We start from the raw sequence: 24,048 nt of genomic DNA, 5'->3' as shown, positions 1-24,048 counted from the left end.
CGGGCGGCTTCGGGACGATGGGCTGAGGAGCAGGCTCTTTAAACAGGAGGATTACAGATGATTAAAAACATTGTATTTGATATGGGACGTGTTCTTTTGGACTATGAGGCGGCCAGAGTATGCTGGCAGTTTACGGACTCCAAAGAGGATGTGGAGCTGATGGAGAAAGAACTGTTTTTTGCAGAGGAGTGGACTCTGTTGGACAGGGGAACCATCGGGGAGGATGAGGCGCTTAAGCGCGTACAGGAGAGACTTCCGGATGAGCGGACAAGGGAACTGGCGCGGCTGAGCCTCGCACACTGGCACGAGTTCAATATTGAGCCGAAACCGGGAATGGGGGAGCTTGTGAAGGAGCTTAAGGAAGCCGGGCTGTCCATTTACCTCTGTTCGAATGCCTCTCTGAGGCTGAGGGTTTTTGAAGACAGGATCCCGGGAATCGAATATTTTGACGGCGTTCTAGTTTCTGCGGAAGAGAAACTGCTGAAACCGGAGCCGGAGATATTTGAACGCCTGTTTGAGAAATTTTCCATCCTGCCGGAGGAATCACTGTTCATTGACGATATCCAGGCCAATATCGACGGTGCGGCGGCCTGCGGAATGAAGGGATACTGTTTCGCGGACGGCGACGTCGGTAAACTCAGGGAATATCTGTTTACACGCGCTGCGGTTCAGAACCAGGGATCGGAAGTAGGGAGCGGAACTAAGGAGCGGAATTAAGTATTTCATGCTGAATTGTAATAATTTTACCGCCCAGCAGGCTGGCATCGTTCCGGTCGTGGGTGGATAAGAGGACAGGACGTCCGTCTGCTTTCTCCAGAAGGTAGCGGATGGCCCTGTCTTTTGTTTTTTCATCCAGGCCGGTGAACGGTTCGTCGAAAATAAACATATCGCAGGGAGCCAGCAGGGCACGCAGCAGTGCGCAGCGCCTCTTCATGCCGCCGCTCAGGGTGGAGACGGGGCGGTTTAACGCCTCCTCGGGCAGCAGCCTTGCCATCTCTTTGAAAAGCCAGTTCCTGTCGGTGCGTCCGGGCAGGACGAGGGCGGTATTTTCCAGAGGGGAAAATTCGGGAATCAGCCTGTCCTCCTGGAAGACCGCGGAAAAACGGATTTTTTCGGGAGAGGAGGTGATTGTGCCGGAGTCGGGCTTTTCGAGTCCCAGGATCAGGCGGAACAGCGTTGTCTTGCCCATTCCTGAAGGAGCCATCAGGCAGCAGATGTCCGGGGATGCGATTTTTAAGCTGACGCCGGAGAGAACGGGCAGGGAGCCGTATGATTTTGTGATGTTTTCGAGTATCAGTTCCATTTAAAACCTCCTGATGGATGGATGTTTCGGTGATTATGGGACAGTCCGTAAAGAGCCGTACCGTATATTGTACCATATGTACCGGGACGCATTATCCCTGCTTTTTTCTGTCCAGAGAGCCGATTAAGAGCAGGAACAGCCGCTCAAAGAAAAAGGTGACGGCGATAATCACAAGAGTCCAGGCAAAAAGCCCGGCCGTGTCGAGGTAAATTTTTGACATGTAGAGTTTTTCACCGATGGAATAGCTGGGGACGCCGATGACCTCGGCGGCCACGCCGGATTTGAAGCTCATTCCAAGGGCCGTCCTTACGCTGGTCAGCAGATAGGGCAGCAGAGCGGGCAGGTATACGGCCTTTACTTTCCGGAAGAAGGAGAGACGGAAGACGCGCGCCATCTCAAGCAGCTTGTCGTCGGCGCTTTTGAGGCCCGACAGCGTTGCAGTGTACAGCATCGGAAGGACGATCGTGAATGCGATAAAGACCGACAGGTTCTCCGCGCCGGTCCAGATCAGGGCCAGGATGACAAAGGAGGCCACGGGAATGGACTTTAAAAGGAGCATCACCGGGGCCAGAAGTTCATCCAGGAATGGAAAGCGGAAGGCCAGGCAGCCTGTCAGAATCCCGCAGAAAAATGCGGCGGTAAATCCCGTGCAGATGCGCAGGGAGGACAGGCCGATGGTCTTCCAGAAATCAAATGTGCCGATCTGGGACGACAGGGAGGCCAGCACATCGGCCGGCCCCACAAACAGGATGGAATTATTGACTGCGGCAGACAAAACCTGCCACAGGATGAGCCAGAAAAGTACGATTGCGGTTTTTCCGGCGATATTTTTACTGTTCGATTTTTCTGATGTCTTTCCGTTACTCTGGGTATTCATATTCTGCTGTCTCCGGATGGAAATTTCATTTTTTACTGTTTGGCGGTGTAATAGAAACCGTCGGCCGGGAGTTTGCCGCCTACGGATTTCGGATCCTGCTCATACAGGACGTTCAGGTAACCGGCCAGGGCAGCCTTCATCTCTTCGCCCTCAATGAAGGTAATGTTGCAGTAGGGCAGCGCTTTTTTTGCAATCGGCGCCTTTTCGATAATGCCTGCCTGGACAATCTGATCGGCGGTGGCGTCCGGGTTTGAAACGGCTGCCTCGGCGGAAACTTTGTGGTCGGAGAGGAATACCTTTACGGCCTCCTCATTCTTTTTCAGGAAATCGTTGGTGACAATCGTAACGCCCGTCACAAGACGGCTGCCGTCTTCGCCCTGCACCTTATCCCACTCTGCGGTCAGATCAAGCACAATCTTAAGAGCCTCATTCTGGGCGCAGGCCACGGTTACAAACGGCTGCGGGAGCAGGCCGATGGCATCCGGTTTCTCTTTTAACACGGCGGCAACTTCGGTGGGCTCGGATTTATATTCTAATCTTACGTCGGTTTCGGCAAGGCCGTTTGCCTTTAACAGGTACTTAATCACGTAGTCGGGTGTCGTTCCCTTTCCGGTCAGATAGACTGTTTTACCCTTCAGGTCGGCGACGGACTTGATGGAATCATCGGAAGAAACAATATAGAGCACTCCCAGTGTATTGATATCGATCACGGAGATGCCGCCTTCCGTTTTATTGTACAGGACACTTGCCACATTGGCGGGAACCAGGGCGATATCCAGCTTTCCTGAGGCTACGGAAGCGACCAGTTCATCGGCGGCGGTGACCATCTTAAAATCATATTGATTGGCGGAGGCGCCGGAATTCATCAGGGAGACAAGTCCCATGGAGGTAGGTCCTTTTAACGAGCCCACCCGGATGGCTCCTTCTGCCGTGCCGCCGGTAGTTTCCTGCGTATTTTCGGCCGGAGCCGTTTCTTCGTCAGGCGGTAAAGCTTCACTGCTTTCACCGGTTTCAGCCTGCGGCGCCTGGCTTTCGGCGGCCGTGGTTCCGGCGGCCCGGTTGTTGGAAGAGCAGCCTGCAAGGGAAGCTGCGGTCATGGCAAGAGCCATAAAAACGGGTATTAATTTTTTCATAATTGATTCAGTCCTCTCTTTTTTTGTTGTGTGGATAACTCGGGTTATCACCGCTCAAACCGAGGCAACTGACGGGGAACAGCCGGAAAAAGAAATCCGGGACAAACAGCGGGATTACGATTCTCAGGCTTCCCCCTCAGCCGGTTCATCCGTTTTGAAAAAACGGGCAAAGCTTTGGAGTGAGCGTGAAACAGTGTGCCGTTACGGCTGCATAGCTGAATGCGGCCGCGCCGTTACACCAGTTACTATACAGGATAGAGGGAGAAAAAACAAGGGCATCCCTGGAAACCGTAACGGAAAACCTATGCGTAAAACGAATATATTATATCGGAATGTAATATTAGTATTTCCGCACCGGTTCCTTTATAATAGGGCCATGATGATCATCAGAAAGAACTGGAATGGGAGCCTCTGGTTTCCTCCAGCCGGGCAATGACATAGTCTTTGAAATTGCGGACAAACGGCGGCAGGATCTCATTTTTTGGCCAGCATAAATAGAGGGGGCGGCTGAGCGCTGACGATTCGAGAACCAGCGGGGTTACATTTAAAACCTGCAGCTCGGGAATCTGTGGGATAATTCCCACTCCGAGGCCGGAAGAAACGGCGGCGGCAATCATCTTCTCATTTTCCGCCTCCTGCAGAATATGGGGAGTGAGATGAAACTGTTCAAATATTCCGTCGAGACAGTAACGGGTACCGCAGTTGCGGGTATAGGAAATCAGCGGTTCTTCAAGCAGTCGGGACAGCGTAACATGTCCGGCGTGTGAAAGAGGATGATTGTTCGGTACAATCGCGATCAGCTCCTCGTCGTACAGATGGTAAAATTCTATCTTATCGCTGGGAATCCTGGCGCCAAAGCCCAGGTCGATTATTTTCTGGTGAAATGCATTTTCCATCATGGCGGCGTGCTGATCGATAAACTCAAACTGGACGAGACGGTTTTCCGGGTTTTGATGGAAACTGCTTATCATATCCGGAATGAAGTGGCTTTGAAGTGTATAACCGACAGCCATACGGATTTTACCGCTGTTGGAATTTCGCATGCTGTGTATTTCCGAAGTTGCGAGATCGAGTTCACTCAGAATTTTATTGACATGAATCAGGAAACGTTCGCCGTATTCCGTAATCCTGATGCCGCGGCCAATCTTGTAGAAGAGAGGGGCATTGAGTTCGGCTTCCAGATCGGCGATGGAGTGGCTGAGGCTCGGCTGTGCAATGAGCAGCTTACGGGATGCTTTTGTGTAGCTCTCCAGCTCCGCAATCGTCTGGAAATAACGCAGTTGTTGAAGATTCATTTTCCTTCCTCCGTTTTGGATGAACTTAGCGCCCTATTTCTGCGGTAGACGCAGAAAATGGTATGCGCAGTATAATGTCCGCTACGCCGATATTATACCATATTCACTCCGTGAATACGGTGTCTCCGACGGAACTTAGCGCCCTATTTCTGCGGTAGACGCAGAAAACGGTATGCGCAGTATAATGTCCGCTACGCCGACATTATACCATAAAGCCGCGGGGAAGGTGAAGCCTTAACCTTAAGAAGATAGAGAAAAGAGGGGTATAACAATGAAAACAAAATATCAGCTCGTACATCTGACCGATATTACCTGTCCTCCGCCGGAGATGATCCGGATTGCGGACCGGACCGGTTATGATTCCGTCGCGCTCCGGACGATACCGATGGGCGTGGAGGGAGAAAAGACGTTTGATATTGCAAAGGACAGGAAACTTTTTTCGGAAATAAAACAGGCCGTCCGGGAGACCGGGATTGAGATAGACGGGATTGAGAATACCAGGATTTTTGACGGCGTCGATATCAGGGGATACGAGCCGTGCCTGGAGGCGGCCGCCGAGCTTGGCGTACGCCATGTCTTATCCAACATCTGGACCGATGACAAGGCATATTATACGGAAAAATTCTGTGAGCTCTGCGGGCTGGCGGAAAATTACGGAATCACGGTCAATCTGGAATTTGTTACCTGGTCCAGCGTGAAGAACCTGCGGGAGGCAAAGGAGCTGCTTCTGGCTTCGGGCAAGAAAAACGTCGGCATTATTGTGGATACGCTGCATTTTTACCGATCCCGGGTTAATATAAACGAGCTGCCGGAGCTGCCGCCGGAATGGTTTGTCTGTGCGCATCTGTGCGACGCCGGTAAGGAAATTCCGGAGGATCGGGAGAGTCTGGTACATACGGGGCGTGCCGAACGGCTGTATCCGGGAGAAGGGGCAGTACCGATTCGTGACATTATCATGAATATTCCCAACCGGAATGTCATCCGGGGACTTGAGATACCGAATTTAAAACGGGTTGCACAGATGGGATACGAGGCGTATGCAGGGCAGGCGCTTAAATGGGCAAAGAGATGTATGAGGGAGGATGAAAATGAACCGATTTGATGAGAAAGTTGTTTTAATCACAGGGGGAGCGGGCGACATCGCGGCGGCTGCGGCAAAACGGCTGCTTTCAGAGGGCGCCAGGGTTGTGCTTACGGATTTATCGGAAGAGGGCCTGGCGGAAACAAAAAAGAAACTGATGGAATCCGGTTTTGAGGATGGCAGGATAAAGGTGGTACAGGGCAATGTCTGCGACTATGAGGACTGCGTGAAAGCCGCCGGTTTTACGGTGAAGGAATTTGGAAAACTCGACGTGCTGGTGGCGACGGCCGGCATTGTCCGCCATTATCCAATTGATGAAATGAGTGAGAAGGACTGGCAGGATGTGATTAATATCAATCTGACGGGAGTTTTTCATTCAACAAAATCGGTAGTCCCGGTGATGAAAAGACAAAAATATGGTAGAATTGTCCTGATATCTTCCCTTGGCGGCAGAACAGGGCGTCCCGGAGTGGGAGTCAACTATGCGGCGTCCAAGGCGGCGGTAGTGGGAATGACACAGCTTCTCGGCTATGAGCTGGGACCGTGGAACATTACGGTTAACAGCGTGGCGCCGGGGCCGATCAAAGGACGGATGTTCTTAACACTTTCGCAGGATAAGATTGACAAACTTTCGGAGGGCGTACGGATCCCGCGGCTGGGAGAGCTGGAGGATATAGCGGCGGCGATTGCCTATCTTGGAAGCGATGACGCGGCCTGGACAACCGGTGAAATCCTGGATGTCAACGGCGGGCTGCAATATTAATATTTGTAAGGCACAGGAGGAGACTATATATGAAAAAAACGGGTGTTATTGTGGGGACATTACTGGCGGCAGGGATGGCGCTGTCGCTTTCGGCCTGCGGCGGAAAACTGTTCCAGGAGGAGACGGTTGTGGGAGCGCCTGGATTTGAGCATCTGGATCAGGTGGTTCTGATCGGCGCGGATGCCAATGCCAAAGGAGCGGCCGGACAGATATTTTTTCAAAAAGTAGCTGAGAACGTGGACCGGATTACCGGGGGAAAATTGACCCTGGATCTGTTCCACAACGGGGAACTCGGCAATGACGAGGAGATTTTCCGTCAGATGCGGTTTAACGACATTCACCTGACCGTGTCCCAGACAGCGCCCGCCGTCTCTTTCGTCCCGGAGCTTGCGGCCCTGGATCTGCCGATGGTTTTTGCAAAATATGACGGCGACACAATCGACGCCGTGTTCAATGGAGAGGACAGCGAATTCCACCGGAAACTGTCCGAAAGCTATGAGAAATCGGGCCTGCATCTGCTGGGCATCATGCAGAATGCAACGTACCGGCTGACCACCGCAAACCGGGATCTGTCCACGCTCAGGGATTTTAAGGGTCTGCAAATCCGCACCATGGGCAATTCCAACCATATGGCATTCTGGACCGCCATCGGAGCGGAACCGACGCCTCTCGCGTGGTCCGAGGTCTACTTTGCGCTGCAGTCGGGCACCGTGGATGCGCAGGAAAATGCGGCGGATACCATAGTGGGGGCGAACCTGTATGAAATCCAGAAGGTTCTGGCCTGCACAAACCACATCCTCTATGCAAACCAGATATGTATCACCCAGAAGGCCTATGAGGAACTGGCGCCGGAATACCGGCAGGCGCTTAAACAGGCGGTGGATGAAGCGAATGCCGACATGCGTCGGATGCTTCTGGAGATTGACGAGACGAACAGGAAAACGCTTGAGGAGCACGGAATGAGGATTATCACATATGACGATGCATTTTTTGATGAGGTGCTGGCGCTCGACAGTGTAAAGCAGCTTTATAAGGAGATAGATGCATCCGTGGACGGCCTCGGAAGCGTTTTACAGGATAGCTTGGAGATGGAATCAATAAAGGAAAAATAGCAGACGGATCATGAGAAGGGGCTGCCAAATGATAGGAAACACCAGTGTGTTTGTATCATTTGGCAGCTCTTTTTTATATCATAGGAAAGCGCTTCTATGATATAAAAAGCCCTCCGGGCAGGATGCGCACTCGCACGAAGACGCTGGAATACTTCAAAGACTGTCTATAAATCTATATGATAAATTGATCTGGATGTGTAAAGAAAAAGTTAAAATTAACAGAAATATATGCGAATTTTAATGGTATTGCATGAATAATTGTCATTAGTATTTCTGAACTACATGCTCTATAATATCGGCATAATGGTCGAATGCAAACAGAGAGTATGATAGAAAACGAGAGAATCTGTGAACGGCAACGAAAATCTGATGGGAGGAAAATTTAAAAATGAGAAGAATTCATAGTTTTGCAGGAGCCGCGCTTGCGGCAGCAACGGCAGTGTTTCTAACGGCCTGCGGCGGTGTGGAAACAGGCACGGAACAGGAGATTAAGGGGGCGCCGGGGTTTGAGGATTTGGAGCCGGTGGAACTGATCGGCGCCGATTCCATTTCAAAGGGAGCGGCCGGGCAGATATTTTTTGATAAAGTGGCAGAAAATGTGGCACGGATTACGGGTGGAAAACTCACCATCGATCTTTTTCACAATGGAGAACTTGGTAATGACGAGGAGTTAGTTCGTCAGATGCAATACAACGATGTTCAGATAATGGTTTCCCAGACAGCCCCGGTCGTACCGTTTGTCCCGAGCCTGGCGGCACTGGATCTTCCTATGGTTTTTGCAAAATACGACGGTGACACGATTGACGCAGTATGTAACGGCGGGGATTCCGAGTTTCGCCGGAAGCTGTCCCTTGGTTACGAAGAGGCGGGATTACATCTGCTGGGGATCTTGCAGAATGCGACCTACCGTCTGACGACTGCAAACCGGGATCTCAGCAACCTTGCCGACTTTAAGGGAATGCAAATCAGGACGATGGGCAATTCCAACCATATGGCGTTCTGGACGGCGATCGGTGCGGAGCCGACACCCCTCGCATGGTCAGAGGTCTACTTTGCGCTCCAGTCCGGCATCATTGACGCCGAGGAAAATGCGGCCGATACGATAGCAGGAGCGAATCTCCATGAGATTCAGAAATTTTTGGCCTGTACAAACCATATTTTATATGCAAATCAAATATGCATCAGTAAGAAAGCCTACGACGGGCTTGCACCGGAATATCAGGAAGCGCTGAATCAGGCGGTAAATGAAGCGCTTGCGGAGATGCGTCCCGTTATGCTGGAGATTGACGAAACGAATAAGAAGATACTGACGGATAATGGAATGACAATTATCAATTATGATACCGGATTTTTCGATGAAATTCTGGAGCTTGACAGCGTGAAGACGTTGTATAAAGAGATTGATGATTATGCGGGCGGCCTCGGAAGCGTTTTACAGAATAGCCTGGAAGCGGAATCGAAAAAGGAAAAATAGCAGACGGACAACATGAAAGAGCTGTAAAATGACATGAAACACCACTGTGTTTTGTGCCATTTTGCAGCTCCTTTTTGACGGCGGTGGGAGAGTTGCCTTTTTGTAAAGAAACTGTTAAAAGTTCAAGAAATTAGTGTAAATTCGTGGTAAACGCAGGGAATGCCCTTAAAAAAATACAAGAAAACATAGCGGAAACGATTGATAATAATATCACAATATGAGATAATGATTACAGCCGGAAGGCGGCACAAAACGACAGCTTTTTCAGCGGAAGGAAAGGGGTCCCGTGCAGCCGACGGAAGGGAAACGAAAAGGACGGAAACGGTCCTGGTGATAAATGATAAAAGAAACAAAAATTCAGGGAGGATTAAGCATGAGAGTATCGATCTGTATCGGAAGTGCCTGTCATCTGAAGGGTTCCAGAGAAGTGATTAAGAAACTTCAGCAGCTTGTCAGTGACAACAAGCTGGACGGCCAGGTGGATTTGAACGGAGATTTCTGTTCAGGCAATTGTCTGAAGGGAGTCTGTGTGACGGTGGACGGAGAATTATATTCCGTAAAACCGGAGACGACGGAAGAATTCTTTGAAAAAGAGATTTTAGGACGGCTTAAATAAGAGGGAGAATAAGATGCCGATAATTGATTTCAAAGCCGCAATGTGCAAGCACTGTTATAAATGCGTCCGCGACTGTGAAGTAAAATCCATTATGATCCGTGACGGCCATGCCTACATTATGCCGAACCGCTGTATTCTCTGCGGCCAGTGCCTGATAAGCTGCCCGCAGTCGGCGAAGAAGATGTCCAGTGAGCTGGATAAGGTGAAGCAGTTTCTCAGCGAGGATAAACCGGTGATTCTGTCGCTTTCCTCCGCCTATATCGGCCTGTTTCACTACAGGACGAGGGGACAGGTGAAATCGGCCTTCACAAAGCTGGGATTTACGGATGTGCGTGATACGGCCGAGGCCGCTGCGATGGCGACCGGAGAATATGTAAAACTGCTGGAAAAGGGCGAGATGAAGAATATCATCACAACGGCCTGCCCCAGCATAGTGAACCTGATAGAAATCCATTATCCCGAGCTGATTGACGATCTGGCCCCGGTGCTGATTCCTTCGGGCATCCATACGAGAATGCTGAAGGAGGAGTATGGGGAGGAGGCCCGCATTGTGTTTGCCGGCCCCTGCATCGCAGAGAAAGAGAAGATGAGAGCAGTCAGGCCCGACGCCGTCCTCACTTTTGAGGAGCTGAAGGAATGGCTGGAGGATGAAGGAATTACGATAAATGAATGCGAGGACACCGATTTCGACGAGCGCCATCTGGGAGCCAATCTGCGCTACCCGATCAGCGGAGGGCTGCTCACATCGGTGGAGGCGACCAAGAAGAGCCACGATAAGTACCGCAAGTTTTATGTCAGCGGTGTGAAGGACTGCCTGGATGTCTGCGAAGCCATGACGACAGGGGAAGTGGAGGGCTGTTTTATCGAGATGAACGCCTGCCACGGCGGCTGTATCAACGGGCCTGCCACGGCGGCCACGGTTTCGAGTTTTAAGGTGAAGCTGGATCTGGAAGAGATGCTTCCAAAGGAAGCGGCGGATTTGTCCTCCCTGAATGAGAATGCAAGGAAGGTTCCCATTGCCCGCACCTTTAAAAACAGGGCCATGAAGGAGATTATGCCGACCGAGGAGGAAATCCGGGAAATCCTTAAGAAGACGGGCAAAAACAGGCCGGAGCAGGAATTAAACTGCGGAGCCTGCGGTTATCCGACCTGCCGCGACAAGGCGATTGCCGTCTGCCAGAAGAAGGCGGAGCTCAATATGTGCATCCCCTACCTCTATGACAGGGCAAGGTCGCTGTCCCATCTGGTGATGGAGACTTCGCCGAATATTATCATGATTATTGATGAGGATATGAAAATCCTGGAGTGTTCCGCCGCGTCGGAGAAATATTTCAGCCTGAAGCGCAAGGAGATGAAGGGACACCTTCTGGGAGAATTTATCGATACGGAGGATGTGGAGGAGGTCTTCAGGACCCACGCAAGCATTCACAGCAAAAAAGTGATTTATCCTGAGTTAAACCTGGCAACCATCCAGAATATCGCCTATATAGCCAAGGGAAATCTGGTAATCGCGACGTTTATCGACGTGACGCGGGAGGAGAAGCAGGAACAGCAGGAGTATGAGAAACGCAAAGCCACAATTGAACTGGCCCAGAAAGTAATCTATAAACAGATGATGGTAGCCCAGGAAATCGCCGGGCTTCTGGGTGAAACCACTGCAGAGACGAAAACGACGCTTACGAAACTTTGTTCTTTGATTGACGATGGGAACGAAAGTGAGGTCCGATAATGGGAATTACCGTAGATGTCACTTATAAGAGTCTGAATAAGTATTCCGAGATTCTGTGCGGAGACACGGTGGAACTTTTAAAAACAGAAGATTCCGATGTTATGATACTGGCGGACGGGATGGGGAGCGGCGTGAAGGCCAACATCCTTTCCACACTGACGGCCAAAATCCTGGGAACGATGTTTTTGAACGGGGCCGCCCTGGAAGAGTGCGTGGAAACCATAGTCCAGACACTCCCGATCTGCCAGATCAGGCAGGTGGCATATGCCACGTTTTCCATTCTCCAGGTGTTCAATAACGGGGAAGCCTATCTGGTGGAATACGACAACCCGCGCTGTATTTTTATCCGCGATGGCGAAGTTGTAAAGATTCCGAAGAACACGAAAGTGATCAAGGACAAAGAGATTAATGAATTCCGTTTTACCGTGAAAAAGGGTGATGCGCTGATTCTGATGAGCGACGGCACCATCCATGCGGGAGTGGGCAAATCCATGACCTTCGGATGGCCGTGGAAGGATATCGCGCAGTTTGCGGCGGCGCAGAGGGAGAGGCCGATTTCCTCCATCCGTCTGGCGGCGGCAATCTGTGAAGAGTGCAACAAGCTCTATGAGGAAAAGCCGGGAGACGACACCACGGTGGCTGTCATGCAGATCATTGACAGGAGGCCGGTGCACCTGATGACAGGACCGCCGGTGGACAGGGACGACGATGAGAGAATTATCCGGGAATTTATGAAAGATGAGACGGCGTCGCGCATTGTTTCGGGAGGAACGAGCGCAACCATCCTGTCAAGGGAGCTCGGAAGGCCGTTAAAGGTTTCAATGGACTACACGGACCCGGAGATCCCGCCGATTGCCTATATGGAGGGGATTGACCTGGTCACCGAGGGGGTCCTGACCCTGAGCCGTGTCGTCGATATCCTGAACCGGTTTGTGGAAAAGAAAGATTTGAGCTATGACTTTTTCAAAGAGCTGGACAAAAATAACGGAGCGTCCATGCTTGCGAAAATTCTGATAGAGGACTGTACGGAGCTTCAACTGTATGTGGGAAAAGCGATCAACAGCGCTTACCAGAATCCGGGACTTCCCTTTGACCTGGGAATCCGGCAGAACCTGGTGAGGCAGCTTATGACGGCAGTCGAAAAAATGGGAAAAAGAGTTACGGTTACTTACTATTAAGGAGGATACGTAAAATGGTAACAAATGACGCGACAATACTGAAGTTAAAGCATGATGTACTTTACGAGGTAGCGAAGCTGGCATGGGAAGATCAGCTGGTGGATGACAAGAGGGATGAACTTCCGGGAAAGATGATTCCGGGTCCCCAGGCGCATTACCGCTGCTGTATTTATAAAGAGAGAGAAGTAATCAGACAGAGGGTGCGCCTTGCGGAGGGCAAATGCCCCACAGGAAGAAATACGAATAACGTCGTGCAGGTCATCAATGCGGCCTGCGAGGAGTGTCCGATCGCTTCCTATACGGTTACGGATAACTGCCGTAAATGTATGGGCAAAGCCTGCCAGAATTCCTGCCCCTTCGGAGCCATCACAATGGGCAACAACAAGGCGTTTATCGACCCGGACAAATGCCGTGAGTGCGGCAAATGCGCGACGGCCTGCCCGTATAACGCCATCGCCCACTTAGAGCGTCCCTGCAAGAAGGTATGCCCGGTGGACGCCATCACTTACGACGAGTACGGCATCTGTGTGATCGATGAGAAGAAATGCATCCAGTGCGGCGCCTGCATCCACAGCTGTCCGTTCGGTGCAATTGGTTCCAAGACATTTATGGTGGATGTCATCCGCCTGATCAATGCGGGAAAGAAAGTAGTCGCCATGCTGGCGCCCGCCACGGAAGGCCAGTTCGGTCCCGACATCACCTTTGAAAGCTGGAGGACGGCTCTCAAAAAAGTCGGTTTTGCCGATATGATTGAGGTGGGACTGGGCGGCGACATGACGGCCTCCGCCGAGGCTGCCGAGTGGGCCGAGGCCTATAAAGAGGGCAAGAAGCTGACCACCTCCTGCTGTCCGGCATTCGTAAATATGATTAAACAGCACTACCCGGAACTCCTTAACAATATGTCCACCACCGTGTCTCCGATGTGCGGCGTTTCCAGAATGCTGAAGGCGGAGGATCCTGAGATTGTCACCGTATTTATCGGACCGTGTATTGCAAAGAAGAGCGAGACACTGGATCTGAACATCCAGGGCAATGCCGATTATGCGATGACTTATGGCGAAATCCGCGCCATGCTCCGTGCAAAAGACGTGGTTCTCGAACCCGAGGAAAATGTAAACCAGCAGGCCAGCGTATTTGGAAAACGCTTCGGCAACGGTGGAGGCGTTACGGCCGCTGTGCTTGAGTGCCTGAAGGAAATGGACGAAAACACGGATATCAAGGTCGCAAAATGCAATGGCGCGGCAGAGTGCAAGAAAGCGCTCCTTCTCCTGAAAATGGGAAGACTGCAGGAGGACTTTATCGAGGGTATGGCCTGCGTGGGCGGCTGTGTCGGCGGACCAAGCAGCCATAAAGCGGAGAACGAGGCGAAGAAATCGAGAGATAAACTGATAGCCGAGGCCGATGCAAGACAGGTGAACGAGAATCTGAAAAATTATAAGATGGAATCGTTCTCGATGCACAGACATTGAGATTAGGAAAACGATTGAAAATTTTTGGTGAGAGATAGAATAAAGGCAGCCCCAAACAGGCGCGGTACGGCGGTTTTGTTTGGGGCTGCCTTTATTCTTGCTGAGTGGCGATGAAAAGTTTGCGAAGCGAGCTTTTCGTTGTTCAGAGACGTAACTTGATATTGTGAGGGGATAGAAAATGATTTACAATTGAAGATAAGGAAAGTGGAAACTAAAGCATATCTTTAGAAGAATACGGGGGAGATATGAGCAGAGAATATGGAGGGGGATTACGATGAATAATAAAGAACTGACTGCCCGGATGAAAGAATGGAGACACTATTTACATGCGCATCCGGAAACCGCTCTTGAGGAAAAGATGACTTCGGAATATATTGCGGATATTCTGAGAAACATGGGGCTTGAAGTGCATACCGGTATTGGCGTCACCGGTGTGGTTGCCGTATTGAAAGCCGGCGACGGCAAAGAAGTGATCGGCCTGCGCGCCGATTTTGACGCCATCAATCTGGAAGAGAAGGGGGAGCCGCCTTACAAGTCACAAAATCCCGGTAAAATGCACGGATGCGGCCATGACGGCCATGCGGCAACGCTCCTGGGCGCGGCGGAACTTCTCTCCGAAAGCCGGGATTTTAACGGGACGGTCTGCTTTGTCTTCCAGCCGGCGGAGGAGCCGGGAAAGGGTGCGATGGCCATGATAAACGACGGCGTTCTGGAGCGTTTTGCCATTGATGAGATGTACGGCATGCACAATATGCCGCAGCTTCCGGCGGGTACAATTAATACCAGGCCGGGCGGAATCGGTGCTTCGGAGGACAATTTCGTCATTACGATAACGGGCCGGGGAAGCCATGCCTCTTTGCCGCATCTTGGAATCGATCCGATCGTCATTGCCGCCGAGATTATCATGGGTCTGCAGACGATTGTTTCACGTCTGAATAACCCGCTCAATCCGGCCGTGATTTCCTGTACCGAACTGTTTACAGACGGGGCGCATAATGCGATCCCGACCACTGTCACAATTAAAGGCGACACAAGAAGCTATTCAAAGGAAATGCAGGCATTTATCGAAGAAAAAATGCGCGCCGTTTCGGAGGGAGTCTGTGGGATTTACGGGGCGGAATGCCAGTTTGTCTATACCCATGAATTTGCACCGAATGTCAATTGGGAAAGTTGTGTCGGATGGGTGGAAAAAGCAGCGGAACGGGTAGTCGGAAAAGAAAATGTGGACACCGACTGCGAGCCGCTTATGGGTTCTGAAGATTTCGGCGCTTTTATCGAAAGGATACCCGGCTGCTTTGTATTTCTGGGTTCCGGAAAAAGCAAAGTTCCGTCGGAGAATGTTCCCCTTCACAATTCACTGTTTGATTATAATGATGATATTCTGGAAACAGGAGCCAGGTTCTTTGCGGAATTAATCAGGATACGCCTTCCAAAGTAATCGCTTTTTCCAGGGAAAACGTCCTGAAGGATTCATTTAACATGCATTTATGAAACTCCACGGAGCGTCGATTGTAATAATTCCGGTTCACAGATATGATTAGAACCGAAACAGGAAAAAACAGCAGGGAAAAGAGAGGGAAGGCAATGAGTGATTTCCAGCCAATCGATATGCAGACGTGGCCTATGGCGCAGGCTTTTTATTATTATACCCAGATGGCGCCGACCAGCTATACCATTAATGTGGACATGGACGTGACGGTTATGAGGAAGGCCTTAAAGGCGGGGGGATATAAGTTTTTTCCGGCCTATCTCTATCTGGTGACCGGAGCGGCTGCAAGGCAGAAGGAAATGAGGGTGGCCGTGAAGGATGGTGTTTTAGGATACTGGAATTCTCTGACCCCGGCCTATCCTCAGTTTCACAGCGACGACAATACAACTTCGCTGCTATGGACGGAATACAGTGACAGTTTTCCGGAGTTTCACAGACGGTATCTGGAAGACACGGAGCAACACGGCGGGAGCCATGGGATTCTGAGTTCCAAAGGGGTGCCGCCGTCCAACGCCTATATCATTTCCTGCATTCCATGGTTTACGTTCAACAGTTTTTCACTGCATAACCACGGGATAAAAGATTATTATCTACCCAGCTTTGAAGCGGGAGGATTTACGGAAAAGAACGGCGGCCGATCGGTTATGCCCCTGTCCGTTACGGTTCATCACGCCACGACGGACGGTTACCATATGAAGGTGTTCTTTGATGAATTACAGAGGAAGATGAATCATCCGGAAGAGTGGATGTAACGGCAAAAGTGAATGAGGGTAACAGTTCAGATAGGTCTGCTCATTTACTGCGCTGACCGTACAAAAAGGTAGTGGCAGCAAGCATTCGGCTCATCGGGCAGCGATTTAATTAGCCGAATGCCGTAACAGTTCATGCTGTCTGAACTGTTACGAATGAGGAGGCAGCAGGGTGAAGAAAGTAGTTTTATTTATTGCAATGAGTCTTGACGGGTATATTGCCGACGGAAACGGCGGAGTGGACTGGCTGAAAGGACAGGTTTCCGGCGCGGACGACATGGTGTCTTATTATGAGTTTATTAAGGATATTGATACGGTTATTATGGGAGCCAACACCTACAACCAGCTTGTCACAGAGCTCTCTCCCGACGAATGGATGTATCATGGCCTTACAAGTTATATCATAACGCACCATCCGAAAGAACCGACGGATGAAATTATTTTTACCGAGCAAAATCCGGTTAAGCTTGTGGAGCAATTGAGGCAGAATCATGGAAAAGGGATTTGGGTCTGCGGCGGCGCCGATATTGCCCGGCAGCTGATCAACAATGATTTGATAGACAGATATTATATTTCGGTTATCCCTACTATTTTAGGAAAAGGGATCCGCCTGTTCGGTGAAACGAAAAATGAGATAGAACTAAAATTGGCGGGTACAAAAAGTTATAATGGTATTGTTGATTTAATTTACGAACACAGATAGCTGAGGAGTCCGGCATGCCGGACTCCTCAGAGTGGCGACAAAGCCGCCACTCTGTAGAATTCATGGCATACGCCATAAATTCTAGTCACTGAAGGAAAAACTGCCGATTTCCTCGCGCAAGGGCTAAAGCCCCTAGAAATCGGCAGTTCAGCACTACGGCGGAACTGAATTCCGCCTGCGTGATTTGGAATGAGGGTTACACCCTCAAACTCCTGATACAAGGAAATATAGTTGTTAACAACCAGAGGAGTCCGGCGTGCCGGACTCCTCTTGATGGTAGGGGATAAGTCCCGCATTACAATTTGATAGAAGACCTATTACAAATCTTATTATTCTAACGTCTTATATTCCAAATCCAGCAGTCTTATAAATTCCTTTAATATATGATTTCCCGCCAGGCTTTTATAATACACCCCAAAACTGAGCGGAGCCGCTCCGCTTACCGGTATATAACAAAGTCCGCAGTCTTTGCGGCCCGGATAATCGGGAAGCAGGGAAAAACCAAGACCTGATTTTACCATGGCGAGGGTGGCCTCGTATCCGTCTACGAAAAAGAGTTCGGACGGATGGAGGGTGGAGGATGCGCGCACCTGGATTTGCAGGACCGGGGAGGGCAGTCTGTGCGGCTCACAGGTGATCATCGGTCCCTTAAGTTCGTCCAGCGTCAGGGAACTGCGGCCCGCGAAGGGGTGGTCCGGGGTGCACACGCAGGCAATCGGCCGTTTGCTCAGTTCATGGAAAAAACCAAGTGGCTTTTTGGACTCCTCGTGGCGGAAGGCAAACATCACGTGAAGACGTCCCTCATCCAGCAGATTTGCCATGGATTTGAACGGAATCTGCTTAATGGAGGGGTGAAGCGCGGGAAATGTACCGAGCATTTTTGCAATGACAGGGGGCAGGAGCTCAAGCTCGGACTGGTTATGGCAGCCGATATCCAGTGCCTGGAATTCTTTTGCCCCCTTTCCCAGCCTGTTTTTAGCGGTGGCGGCGATTTTTAAGATCCCGGAGGCATCTTCGATAAACATAAACCCGGCATGGGTCAGGCTCACGCTTTTGCTGGTCCTGGCAAACAGTTTTGTCCCCAGTTCATCCTCCAGCGAGGTGATCTGATGGCTGACGGCCGGCTGGGTGATCTTCAAAACTTCCGCGGCCCTGGAAAAGTTAAGGTATTGTGCGACTGCCATAAAGCATTCAAGCTGTACCGTATTCATATAAATCCTCCCTGTTGTACGATGAAATTTAATATCTGATATGGATGAAGAAGTCTTTTTCGATGGCGGAGATCGGACAATATTAAAAATAATTCTTATATATATCAATAAAAGTTGTTTATAGATTATAACATATTTGAATTTCACATTCAACGGAAATGGAGTTATAAAATATAAGGAAGGTAACTGTTAGCAAGCGAACAAATGTGGTGAGGTGAGAGAATGGAACAGAGAGAGAGCCTGCTGCTCTGGAATCTGAAAAAAGTAAATCTGGAGCTGGAAAGCGTGATAAACGGACTCCTGGAAGATCTGGGGCTGACGGCATCCCAGGGAGCAGTCCTGATCTATGTGCTGCAGAATCAGGAGACGGCAATCTGTTCGGCTGAAATCCACAGGAACTTTGGCATTGCCCGGCCTACCGTTTCCAATCTGCTGAAAAAGCTCAGGCAGAAGGGATATATACAGTTTGAAAACTGTCCGCATGACGACAGACAGAAGATGATTCTGGCAACCCCAAAGGGGGCCGGCGTGAAGGCGGCGTTGGATATCAGAATAAAGAGCATGGAGCAGGAGCTTCTGAGAGATGTAACGGATGAGGAGGAGAAAAAGATGTTCGAATGCTTCAACAAACTGGAACAGAACCTGCGGACGTACAAAATAGGCAGAAAATGAGAAGGAGATGATTTAAAATATGAAAACAATTTTAGGACAGCTTAAACAGTATAAAAAGGATTCCATTCTGACGCCCCTGTTTACGGCTTTAGAGGTCATTATGGAGGTGATGCTGCCGTTCATCACGGCGCTTATCATTGATGAGGGCATTCAGGGCGGAGATATGAACAAGGTGTATCGTTACGGCGGCATTATGGTTGCCATGGCGGCCGTCAGCCTGGTATCGGGGGCTATGGCCGGTAAATATGCGGCCAGCGCTTCTTCGGGCCTGGCCTGCAATTTAAGGCAGGGCATCTATGATAAAATCCAGACATATTCATTTTCCAACATTGACAGATTCAGCACGGTCAGTCTGGTAACCCGTATGACCACGGATGTGACCAATATCCAGAATGCTTACCAGATGTGCATCAGAATTGCGGTCCGTTCCCCGCTGATGCTTATATGCAGCATGGCGATGTCTTTCATGATAAGCCCGAAGCTGAGCATGATTTTCCTCTGTGCCATCCTGTTCCTTGGCTGCGTCCTGGGAGGCATCATGATGGCGGCCCGAAAGGTATTCGATGTCGTGTTCAGAAAATATGACGATTTAAATGCGGGGGTCCAGGAAAACGTATCCGGTATCCGCGTTGTAAAAGCTTACGTCAGGGAGAACTACGAAAACAGGAAATTCTCCAAAGCGGCGGAAAACCTCCGCAGGCTGTTTGTCAAAGCCGAGGGGCTGCTGGCGTTTAACAATCCGGCCATGATGCTTGTCGTCTACGGCTGTATTATCGCAATCTCCTGGTTTGGCGCCAGATTTATCGTGGCCGGCTCTATGAGCAGCGGGGAACTGACCTCCCTTTTCAGCTATACCATGTCGATTATGATGTCCTTAATGATGCTTTCTATGGTATTTGTCATGCTTACGATGAGCGCCGCCAGCATCAGGAGGATCGAGGAAGTATTGAAAGAGGAACCCGACATCCGCAATCCGGAAAGACCGTTGGAGGAAGTGAAAGACGGCAGTATCCATTTTGACAGTGTTACCTTTTCCTACAGGAAGGGGAATGGAAAAAAGGCGCTGTCGGGAATAGACCTTCATATCAATTCCGGGGAAACAATTGGAATCATTGGAGGCACGGGAAGCGGAAAATCCAGTCTTGTCAATCTGATCAGCCGTCTCTACGACGTGGACGACGGTTCCGTGTATGTCGGGGGATATGATGTGAGACGGTATGATCTGGAAAAGCTGCGTGATGCGGTGTCCGTGGTTCTTCAGAAAAATGTCCTGTTTTCGGGAACAATTCTGGAAAACCTGCGGTGGGGGAACGGGGAAGCAACGGAAGAAGAGTGCCGGGAGGCATGCCGTGCTGCCTGTGCTGATGAATTTATAGAGCTTTTGCCAGAGAAATACGATACGTATATTGAGCGGGGAGGCGTCAATGTTTCGGGCGGACAGAAACAGAGGCTCTGTATTGCAAGGGCTCTCCTTAAAAAACCCAAAATTCTGATTCTGGACGATTCCACAAGCGCCGTGGATACGGCGACGGATGCCAGGATACGGGACGCCTTTGCGAGGGTGATTCCGGGAACCACAAAGCTCATTATTGCCCAGCGTATTCAAAGCGTCAGCCATGCCGACAGAATCCTGGTGCTGGACGACGGAAAAATAAATGGTTTTGGAACTCATGAGGAGCTGCTTGAAACAAATGAAATCTATCGGGAAATTTATGAATCACAGAATAAGGGCGGGGGAGATTTTGACCAGCCCGGAACAGGAAAGGAAGGTGCGGCCTGATGGAAAAAAATACGACAAATAAAGCCGGAGAGTCCATAAGGATCCTAAAACGGGTCATTCAATACATGGTTACCAATTATAAGGCGGCAGTTCTGGCCGTACTGGCCTGCATCATTATTTCCGCTGCGGCCAGTTTAAAGGGGATGGTATTTGTGCAGTCTCTGGTGGATGATTACATCCAGCCGATGCTGGGACAGACGGCTCCCGATTTTTCACCGCTTTTTGCGGCGCTTTTCAGCCTGGCGATTCTCTATCTGGTCAGCCTTTTTACATCCTACGGATACAACCGGATTATGGTTACCGTCAGCCAGGGCACGATGAAACGCCTGCGCGAGGAACTGTTCCGAAAAATGGAGTCCCTGCCGATCCGGTATTTTGACACCCATGCCCACGGCGATATCATGTCCGTGTATACCAATGACGTTGACACGCTGCGCCAGTTGATGAGCCAGAGCGTGCCGCAGGTTGTCAATTCGGCCGTCACCCTGGTTGCGACGGCGGTTTCCATGCTGATTTTGAATGTGCCGCTGGCCCTTCTCACATTTGCCATGGCTGTTGTGATGCTTCTGGCGACGAAAAAACTTTCCGGGCTGTCGGCAGTCCATTTCGGTGAACAGCAGCGGGATCTGGGCGCAGTGGATGGATTTATCGAAGAGATGATGGACGGACAGAAGGTAGTGAAGGTATTCTGCCATGAGGAAAAGGCAAAAGAAGACTTCCGCAAGATCAATGAAAAGCTGCGCGGCAGTGCGGATAAAGCCAACCGATACGCCAACCTTCTCATGCCGGTAAACTCAAACATCGGAAACTTAAGCTATGTGTTCTGTGCCGTGGCCGGCGCCCTGCTTGCCTTAAACGGAGTCGGCGGCATCACCATTGGTACGATCATTGCTTTTGTGGGACTGAATAAGAACTTTACACAGCCAATCACCCAAATCAGCCAGCAGATGAACTCAATCGTCATGGCCGCGGCAGGTGCAGACAGGGTCTTTGAACTGCTGGATGAGGAATCGGAGGAAGATAACGGTTATGTGGAATTTGTAAACGTGAAGGAACTGGAAGACGGTTCCCTGGAAGAAACACAGGAGAGAACCGGTGTCTGGGCCTGGAAACATCCTCATAAAGCGGAAGGCACGGTCACCTATAAAAAACTGGAGGGAGGCGTTGTCTTTGATGATGTCGACTTTGGATATGACGATTCAAAAATGGTGCTTCACAATATCAAAATGTTTGCCGAGCCGGGACAGAAGATTGCATTTGTAGGCTCCACCGGTGCGGGAAAGACCACAATTACCAACCTGATCAACCGGTTCTATGATATACAGGACGGAAAAATCCGGTATGACGGAATTAATATCAATAAGATCAAGAAACCGGCGCTGAGGCATTCGATGGGAATCGTGCTTCAGGACACCCATCTGTTTACAGGGACCGTCATGGACAATATCCGTTACGGCAAATTGGACGCCACCGATGAGGAGTGCATCAGGGCAGCCAAGCTGGCCAATGCGGACAGTTTTATCTGCCGTCTCCCGGACGGCTACCAGACCGTGCTCACCGGGGATGGAGGAAGCTTAAGCCAGGGCCAGAGACAGCTTCTTTCCATTGCCAGGGCCGCGGTTGCTGATCCGCCCGTCCTTATCCTGGATGAGGCGACTTCGTCCATCGATACAAGGACGGAGGCGCTGGTGCAGGCCGGTATGGATGCCCTGATGAAGGGGCGAACCACATTTGTCATCGCCCACAGGCTGTCCACAATCAGAAACTCCGACTGTATCATGGTTATGGAGCAGGGAAGAATTATCGAGAGAGGCTCCCACGAGGAGCTGATTGAAAAGAAAGGGAAATACTTTCAGCTTTACACCGGGAATTTCGAGGAGGCGGGGTAAAGAGAAGGTCTGCGGAATAGGGGAAAGAGAAGCCGGGAACCAGAGAACGTATGGACTCTGGTTCCCGGCATTTGTGTTCAGGCAATAAAGAAATTCCGGTAGGTACTTTCTGTTTCCTGTTTTTGTTTATAAACTATTCCATGATACGGTACAGGATGGCTTTGTCCACCGCAAACGGACAGTTGTTCAGCTTTTCGGGGCTTGATAATACGCCTTCAGCCGCCATTTCCTTCAAGGCGTCCGACAGGGACTCTTTTCCGCAGACCGTGTCATAAAACTGTTCGAAATCCTTAAGACCGTCAAAGCCGGCACGGGAGAGAATCAATTCACGTTCTTTTTCACCGGCGGCTTTCAGGTATCCGCAGAGGAAACGGCCAATCGCCTTTCCATGGGCGGTGCCCTGTTCATAAGTGACATAGTAGCTGAGTCCGTGCGGAAGGGAGGTGCCGGTATGGGTGATGGCCATGCCGGCCATCGTGGAGGCATTCAGCATATTCCGGTAGTCCTGCAGCTTGGCCTCGCGTTTTCCGGTCAGCACATCACGGCTCCGGCCCCATACGGAAAGTCCTTCTGTGACGAACATACGGCTGTAATCGCTTGCATTCGAATTAATATAACTCTCGATAAAATGCCCAAGGGCGTCGACCGCCGTGTCGCAGAGCACCTTTTTCGGGGCAGTGGACAGATATTTTGCGTCCAGAAGGGCGAGGGCGGGAAATATCTTGTGCGGCAGACTGGATTTTGTCCGTTTCTCGTGAATGGTCAGGATGGCAAAGGGAGTTGCCTCCGAACCCGTCCCGCAGGTGGTGGGAACGGCCGCAACGGGAAGGGCGGTGGAATCGGCGTCCTTCTCATAGAGGTAATCAGCGCCCTTATCCTTGTGGTACATCATCAGCGCAATGGCTTTGGCGGCGTCCATCGGGGAACCGCCTCCAATGCCGACGACAAAGTCCGCGCCAGCCGCCAGCCCGGCATCCCTTGCGGCCATCACCGTTTCAATGGATGGATTTTCTTCGATTTCATCGAAAACGGTGAATGAGCGGCCTTCAGATTCCAGCGCCTTCATCACATCGCCCAGGGAACCGTTCAGCCTTGAAGACCGTTTTCCTGTGACCAGGAGCGCTTTTGTCCCCAGAGAGGACAGTTCTTTCTTATGGTTGGTGATACAATTTTCTTCTTCGTAAATTTTGACGGGTATGTAGAAATACATGGCGGCCTCCTTGTATGAATCATTAAATTATGGGTTCGCCTGCGTAAAAAAGCGTTTTTGCTTTTTGGCATGGCGGAGCAGTATCTGTGAAGGTACTTGATTGCTACGATTATTTTAACATCTGAGGGAGGGAAATTCAATTATTTTAAATGTAGTTTGGAGGATGTGAAAATTTTTTATCTTAAATTTTTTTCTTAAATTTTTTCTAAAAACAGATCTTGCAAATAAAATTGATTTGTGTTAGATTATAAGAACCCCATAAAACAATATGGCGGTGCAAATTGAAATTATATTCAGTATTATCAGAAGTCTATT

The 24,048-nt window shown here is 50.3% G+C and carries 22 protein-coding genes; 16 read left to right on the top strand and 6 right to left on the bottom strand.

The window, feature by feature from the left end:
• Window positions 1-57 precede the first annotated feature (57 nt).
• Window positions 58-717, top strand: a complete 660-nt coding sequence (locus V3C10_17005; GenBank protein WVP61002.1) for an HAD family phosphatase — start codon at window positions 58-60, stop codon at window positions 715-717.
• Here V3C10_17005 and V3C10_17000 read toward each other — a convergent pair.
• The 3 genes from V3C10_17000 to V3C10_16990 all read right to left on the bottom strand — a co-directional run bounded on the left by V3C10_17000 (window position 701) and on the right by V3C10_16990 (window position 3,313).
• A complete protein-coding gene (locus tag V3C10_17000; protein WVP61001.1) occupies window positions 701-1,303 on the bottom strand; it encodes an ATP-binding cassette domain-containing protein in 603 nt (200 codons plus the stop codon). The two genes, V3C10_17005 and V3C10_17000, sit on opposite strands and share 17 nt — an antisense overlap.
• A 91-nt stretch (window positions 1,304-1,394) precedes the next feature.
• Window positions 1,395-2,180 (bottom strand): ABC transporter permease subunit, encoded by a 786-nt coding sequence (locus tag V3C10_16995; protein ID WVP61000.1) that lies wholly within the window; start codon window positions 2,178-2,180, stop codon window positions 1,395-1,397.
• Between the two features lie 32 nt (window positions 2,181-2,212).
• Window positions 2,213-3,313, bottom strand: a complete 1,101-nt coding sequence (locus tag V3C10_16990) for an ABC transporter substrate-binding protein (protein WVP60999.1) — start codon at window positions 3,311-3,313, stop codon at window positions 2,213-2,215.
• On the opposite strand from V3C10_16990, the gene V3C10_16985 reads away from it, so the two are divergent.
• Window positions 3,276-3,749, top strand: coding sequence for a hypothetical protein (locus V3C10_16985; GenBank protein ID WVP60998.1), 474 nt, complete (start codon window positions 3,276-3,278; stop codon window positions 3,747-3,749). The genes V3C10_16990 and V3C10_16985 overlap by 38 nt on opposite strands.
• Here the strand turns inward: V3C10_16985 and V3C10_16980 are convergent.
• A complete protein-coding gene (locus tag V3C10_16980; GenBank protein ID WVP60997.1) occupies window positions 3,700-4,608 on the bottom strand; it encodes a LysR family transcriptional regulator in 909 nt (302 codons plus the stop codon). The genes V3C10_16985 and V3C10_16980 overlap by 50 nt on opposite strands.
• A gap of 271 nt (window positions 4,609-4,879) precedes the next feature.
• On the opposite strand from V3C10_16980, the gene V3C10_16975 reads away from it, so the two are divergent.
• The 11 genes from V3C10_16975 to V3C10_16925 all read left to right on the top strand — a co-directional run bounded on the left by V3C10_16975 (window position 4,880) and on the right by V3C10_16925 (window position 16,971).
• Window positions 4,880-5,710, top strand: coding sequence for a sugar phosphate isomerase/epimerase (locus V3C10_16975; GenBank protein ID WVP60996.1), 831 nt, complete (start codon window positions 4,880-4,882; stop codon window positions 5,708-5,710).
• Window positions 5,697-6,452 (top strand): SDR family NAD(P)-dependent oxidoreductase, encoded by a 756-nt coding sequence (locus tag V3C10_16970; protein ID WVP60995.1) that lies wholly within the window; start codon window positions 5,697-5,699, stop codon window positions 6,450-6,452. Before V3C10_16975 ends, V3C10_16970 begins: the two co-directional genes overlap by 14 nt.
• 29 nt (window positions 6,453-6,481) lie before the next feature.
• Window positions 6,482-7,564 (top strand): TRAP transporter substrate-binding protein, encoded by a 1,083-nt coding sequence (locus V3C10_16965; GenBank protein WVP60994.1) that lies wholly within the window; start codon window positions 6,482-6,484, stop codon window positions 7,562-7,564.
• 388 nt (window positions 7,565-7,952) lie between these two features.
• The gene (locus V3C10_16960) at window positions 7,953-9,038 is read left to right on the top strand and encodes a TRAP transporter substrate-binding protein (protein WVP60993.1); all 1,086 of its coding nucleotides are present in this window, start codon (window positions 7,953-7,955) and stop codon (window positions 9,036-9,038) included.
• A 373-nt stretch (window positions 9,039-9,411) separates the two neighbouring features.
• Window positions 9,412-9,654, top strand: coding sequence for an NAD(P)H-dependent oxidoreductase subunit E (locus V3C10_16955; GenBank protein WVP60992.1), 243 nt, complete (start codon window positions 9,412-9,414; stop codon window positions 9,652-9,654).
• Window positions 9,655-9,667: 13 nt separating this feature from the next.
• Window positions 9,668-11,383, top strand: a complete 1,716-nt coding sequence (locus V3C10_16950; GenBank protein WVP60991.1) for a [Fe-Fe] hydrogenase large subunit C-terminal domain-containing protein — start codon at window positions 9,668-9,670, stop codon at window positions 11,381-11,383.
• Window positions 11,383-12,561: a SpoIIE family protein phosphatase gene (locus V3C10_16945; GenBank protein WVP60990.1), complete on the top strand. Its 1,179-nt coding sequence runs from the start codon at window positions 11,383-11,385 to the stop codon at window positions 12,559-12,561. The genes V3C10_16950 and V3C10_16945 overlap by 1 nt, the downstream gene beginning before the upstream one ends.
• Window positions 12,562-12,575: 14 nt before the next feature.
• Complete coding sequence (locus V3C10_16940; protein WVP60989.1) at window positions 12,576-14,030, top strand: 4Fe-4S dicluster domain-containing protein; 1,455 nt, start codon at window positions 12,576-12,578, stop codon at window positions 14,028-14,030.
• A 274-nt stretch (window positions 14,031-14,304) separates the two neighbouring features.
• Window positions 14,305-15,468: a M20 aminoacylase family protein gene (locus V3C10_16935; GenBank protein ID WVP60988.1), complete on the top strand. Its 1,164-nt coding sequence runs from the start codon at window positions 14,305-14,307 to the stop codon at window positions 15,466-15,468.
• A gap of 146 nt (window positions 15,469-15,614) precedes the next feature.
• The gene (locus V3C10_16930; protein ID WVP60987.1) at window positions 15,615-16,271 is read left to right on the top strand and encodes a CatA-like O-acetyltransferase; all 657 of its coding nucleotides are present in this window, start codon (window positions 15,615-15,617) and stop codon (window positions 16,269-16,271) included.
• Between the two features lie 169 nt (window positions 16,272-16,440).
• Window positions 16,441-16,971 carry a dihydrofolate reductase family protein gene (locus V3C10_16925; GenBank protein WVP60986.1) on the top strand — a complete coding sequence of 177 codons (531 nt, stop codon included), beginning with the start codon at window positions 16,441-16,443 and terminating at the stop codon, window positions 16,969-16,971.
• Window positions 16,972-17,300: 329 nt separating this feature from the next.
• On the opposite strand, the gene V3C10_16920 is transcribed toward V3C10_16925, so the two are convergent.
• Entirely contained in the window at window positions 17,301-18,182 is an 882-nt protein-coding gene (locus V3C10_16920; GenBank protein ID WVP60985.1) for a LysR family transcriptional regulator, read from the bottom strand.
• Window positions 18,183-18,404: 222 nt separating this feature from the next.
• Here V3C10_16920 and V3C10_16915 point away from each other — a divergent pair, with 222 nt between their 5' ends.
• The 3 genes from V3C10_16915 to V3C10_16905 are packed head-to-tail and all read left to right on the top strand — an operon-like array spanning window position 18,405 to window position 22,523.
• Complete coding sequence (locus tag V3C10_16915) at window positions 18,405-18,854, top strand: MarR family transcriptional regulator (GenBank protein WVP60984.1); 450 nt, start codon at window positions 18,405-18,407, stop codon at window positions 18,852-18,854.
• Between the two features lie 19 nt (window positions 18,855-18,873).
• The gene (locus V3C10_16910) at window positions 18,874-20,634 is read left to right on the top strand and encodes an ABC transporter ATP-binding protein (GenBank protein ID WVP60983.1); all 1,761 of its coding nucleotides are present in this window, start codon (window positions 18,874-18,876) and stop codon (window positions 20,632-20,634) included.
• Window positions 20,634-22,523: an ABC transporter ATP-binding protein gene (locus V3C10_16905; protein ID WVP60982.1), complete on the top strand. Its 1,890-nt coding sequence runs from the start codon at window positions 20,634-20,636 to the stop codon at window positions 22,521-22,523. Before V3C10_16910 ends, V3C10_16905 begins: the two co-directional genes overlap by 1 nt.
• 133 nt (window positions 22,524-22,656) lie before the next feature.
• Here the strand turns inward: V3C10_16905 and V3C10_16900 are convergent, their stop codons facing one another.
• Entirely contained in the window at window positions 22,657-23,733 is a 1,077-nt protein-coding gene (locus V3C10_16900) for an iron-containing alcohol dehydrogenase family protein (protein WVP60981.1), read from the bottom strand.
• Between the last annotated feature and the right edge of the window lie 315 nt (window positions 23,734-24,048).

This window comes from [Clostridium] symbiosum (genome assembly GCA_036419695.1).
In the GTDB taxonomy this organism is placed as follows: Bacteria; Bacillota; Clostridia; order Lachnospirales; family Lachnospiraceae; genus Otoolea; species Otoolea symbiosa_A.
The sequence above is the reverse complement of the archived record's forward strand: the minus strand, read 5'-3'. Positions and strand labels throughout refer to the sequence as shown.

What these genes read in the sequence shown, in the direction of transcription:
- V3C10_17005 (WVP61002.1), top strand. Translation starts at nt 58, where the DNA reads ATGATTAAAAACATTGTATTTGATATGGGACGTGTTCTTTTGGACTAT.
- V3C10_17000 (WVP61001.1), bottom strand. Translation starts at nt 1,303, where the DNA reads ATGGAACTGATACTCGAAAACATCACAAAATCATACGGCTCCCTGCCC.
- V3C10_16995 (WVP61000.1), bottom strand. Translation starts at nt 2,180, where the DNA reads ATGAATACCCAGAGTAACGGAAAGACATCAGAAAAATCGAACAGTAAA.
- V3C10_16985 (WVP60998.1), top strand. Translation starts at nt 3,276, where the DNA reads ATGGCAAGAGCCATAAAAACGGGTATTAATTTTTTCATAATTGATTCA.
- V3C10_16990 (WVP60999.1), bottom strand. Translation starts at nt 3,313, where the DNA reads ATGAAAAAATTAATACCCGTTTTTATGGCTCTTGCCATGACCGCAGCT.
- V3C10_16980 (WVP60997.1), bottom strand. Translation starts at nt 4,608, where the DNA reads ATGAATCTTCAACAACTGCGTTATTTCCAGACGATTGCGGAGCTGGAG.
- V3C10_16975 (WVP60996.1), top strand. Translation starts at nt 4,880, where the DNA reads ATGAAAACAAAATATCAGCTCGTACATCTGACCGATATTACCTGTCCT.
- V3C10_16970 (WVP60995.1), top strand. Translation starts at nt 5,697, where the DNA reads ATGAACCGATTTGATGAGAAAGTTGTTTTAATCACAGGGGGAGCGGGC.
- V3C10_16965 (WVP60994.1), top strand. Translation starts at nt 6,482, where the DNA reads ATGAAAAAAACGGGTGTTATTGTGGGGACATTACTGGCGGCAGGGATG.
- V3C10_16960 (WVP60993.1), top strand. Translation starts at nt 7,953, where the DNA reads ATGAGAAGAATTCATAGTTTTGCAGGAGCCGCGCTTGCGGCAGCAACG.
- V3C10_16955 (WVP60992.1), top strand. Translation starts at nt 9,412, where the DNA reads ATGAGAGTATCGATCTGTATCGGAAGTGCCTGTCATCTGAAGGGTTCC.
- V3C10_16950 (WVP60991.1), top strand. Translation starts at nt 9,668, where the DNA reads ATGCCGATAATTGATTTCAAAGCCGCAATGTGCAAGCACTGTTATAAA.
- V3C10_16945 (WVP60990.1), top strand. Translation starts at nt 11,383, where the DNA reads ATGGGAATTACCGTAGATGTCACTTATAAGAGTCTGAATAAGTATTCC.
- V3C10_16940 (WVP60989.1), top strand. Translation starts at nt 12,576, where the DNA reads ATGGTAACAAATGACGCGACAATACTGAAGTTAAAGCATGATGTACTT.
- V3C10_16935 (WVP60988.1), top strand. Translation starts at nt 14,305, where the DNA reads ATGAATAATAAAGAACTGACTGCCCGGATGAAAGAATGGAGACACTAT.
- V3C10_16930 (WVP60987.1), top strand. Translation starts at nt 15,615, where the DNA reads ATGAGTGATTTCCAGCCAATCGATATGCAGACGTGGCCTATGGCGCAG.
- V3C10_16920 (WVP60985.1), bottom strand. Translation starts at nt 18,182, where the DNA reads ATGAATACGGTACAGCTTGAATGCTTTATGGCAGTCGCACAATACCTT.
- V3C10_16915 (WVP60984.1), top strand. Translation starts at nt 18,405, where the DNA reads ATGGAACAGAGAGAGAGCCTGCTGCTCTGGAATCTGAAAAAAGTAAAT.
- V3C10_16910 (WVP60983.1), top strand. Translation starts at nt 18,874, where the DNA reads ATGAAAACAATTTTAGGACAGCTTAAACAGTATAAAAAGGATTCCATT.
- V3C10_16905 (WVP60982.1), top strand. Translation starts at nt 20,634, where the DNA reads ATGGAAAAAAATACGACAAATAAAGCCGGAGAGTCCATAAGGATCCTA.
- V3C10_16900 (WVP60981.1), bottom strand. Translation starts at nt 23,733, where the DNA reads ATGTATTTCTACATACCCGTCAAAATTTACGAAGAAGAAAATTGTATC.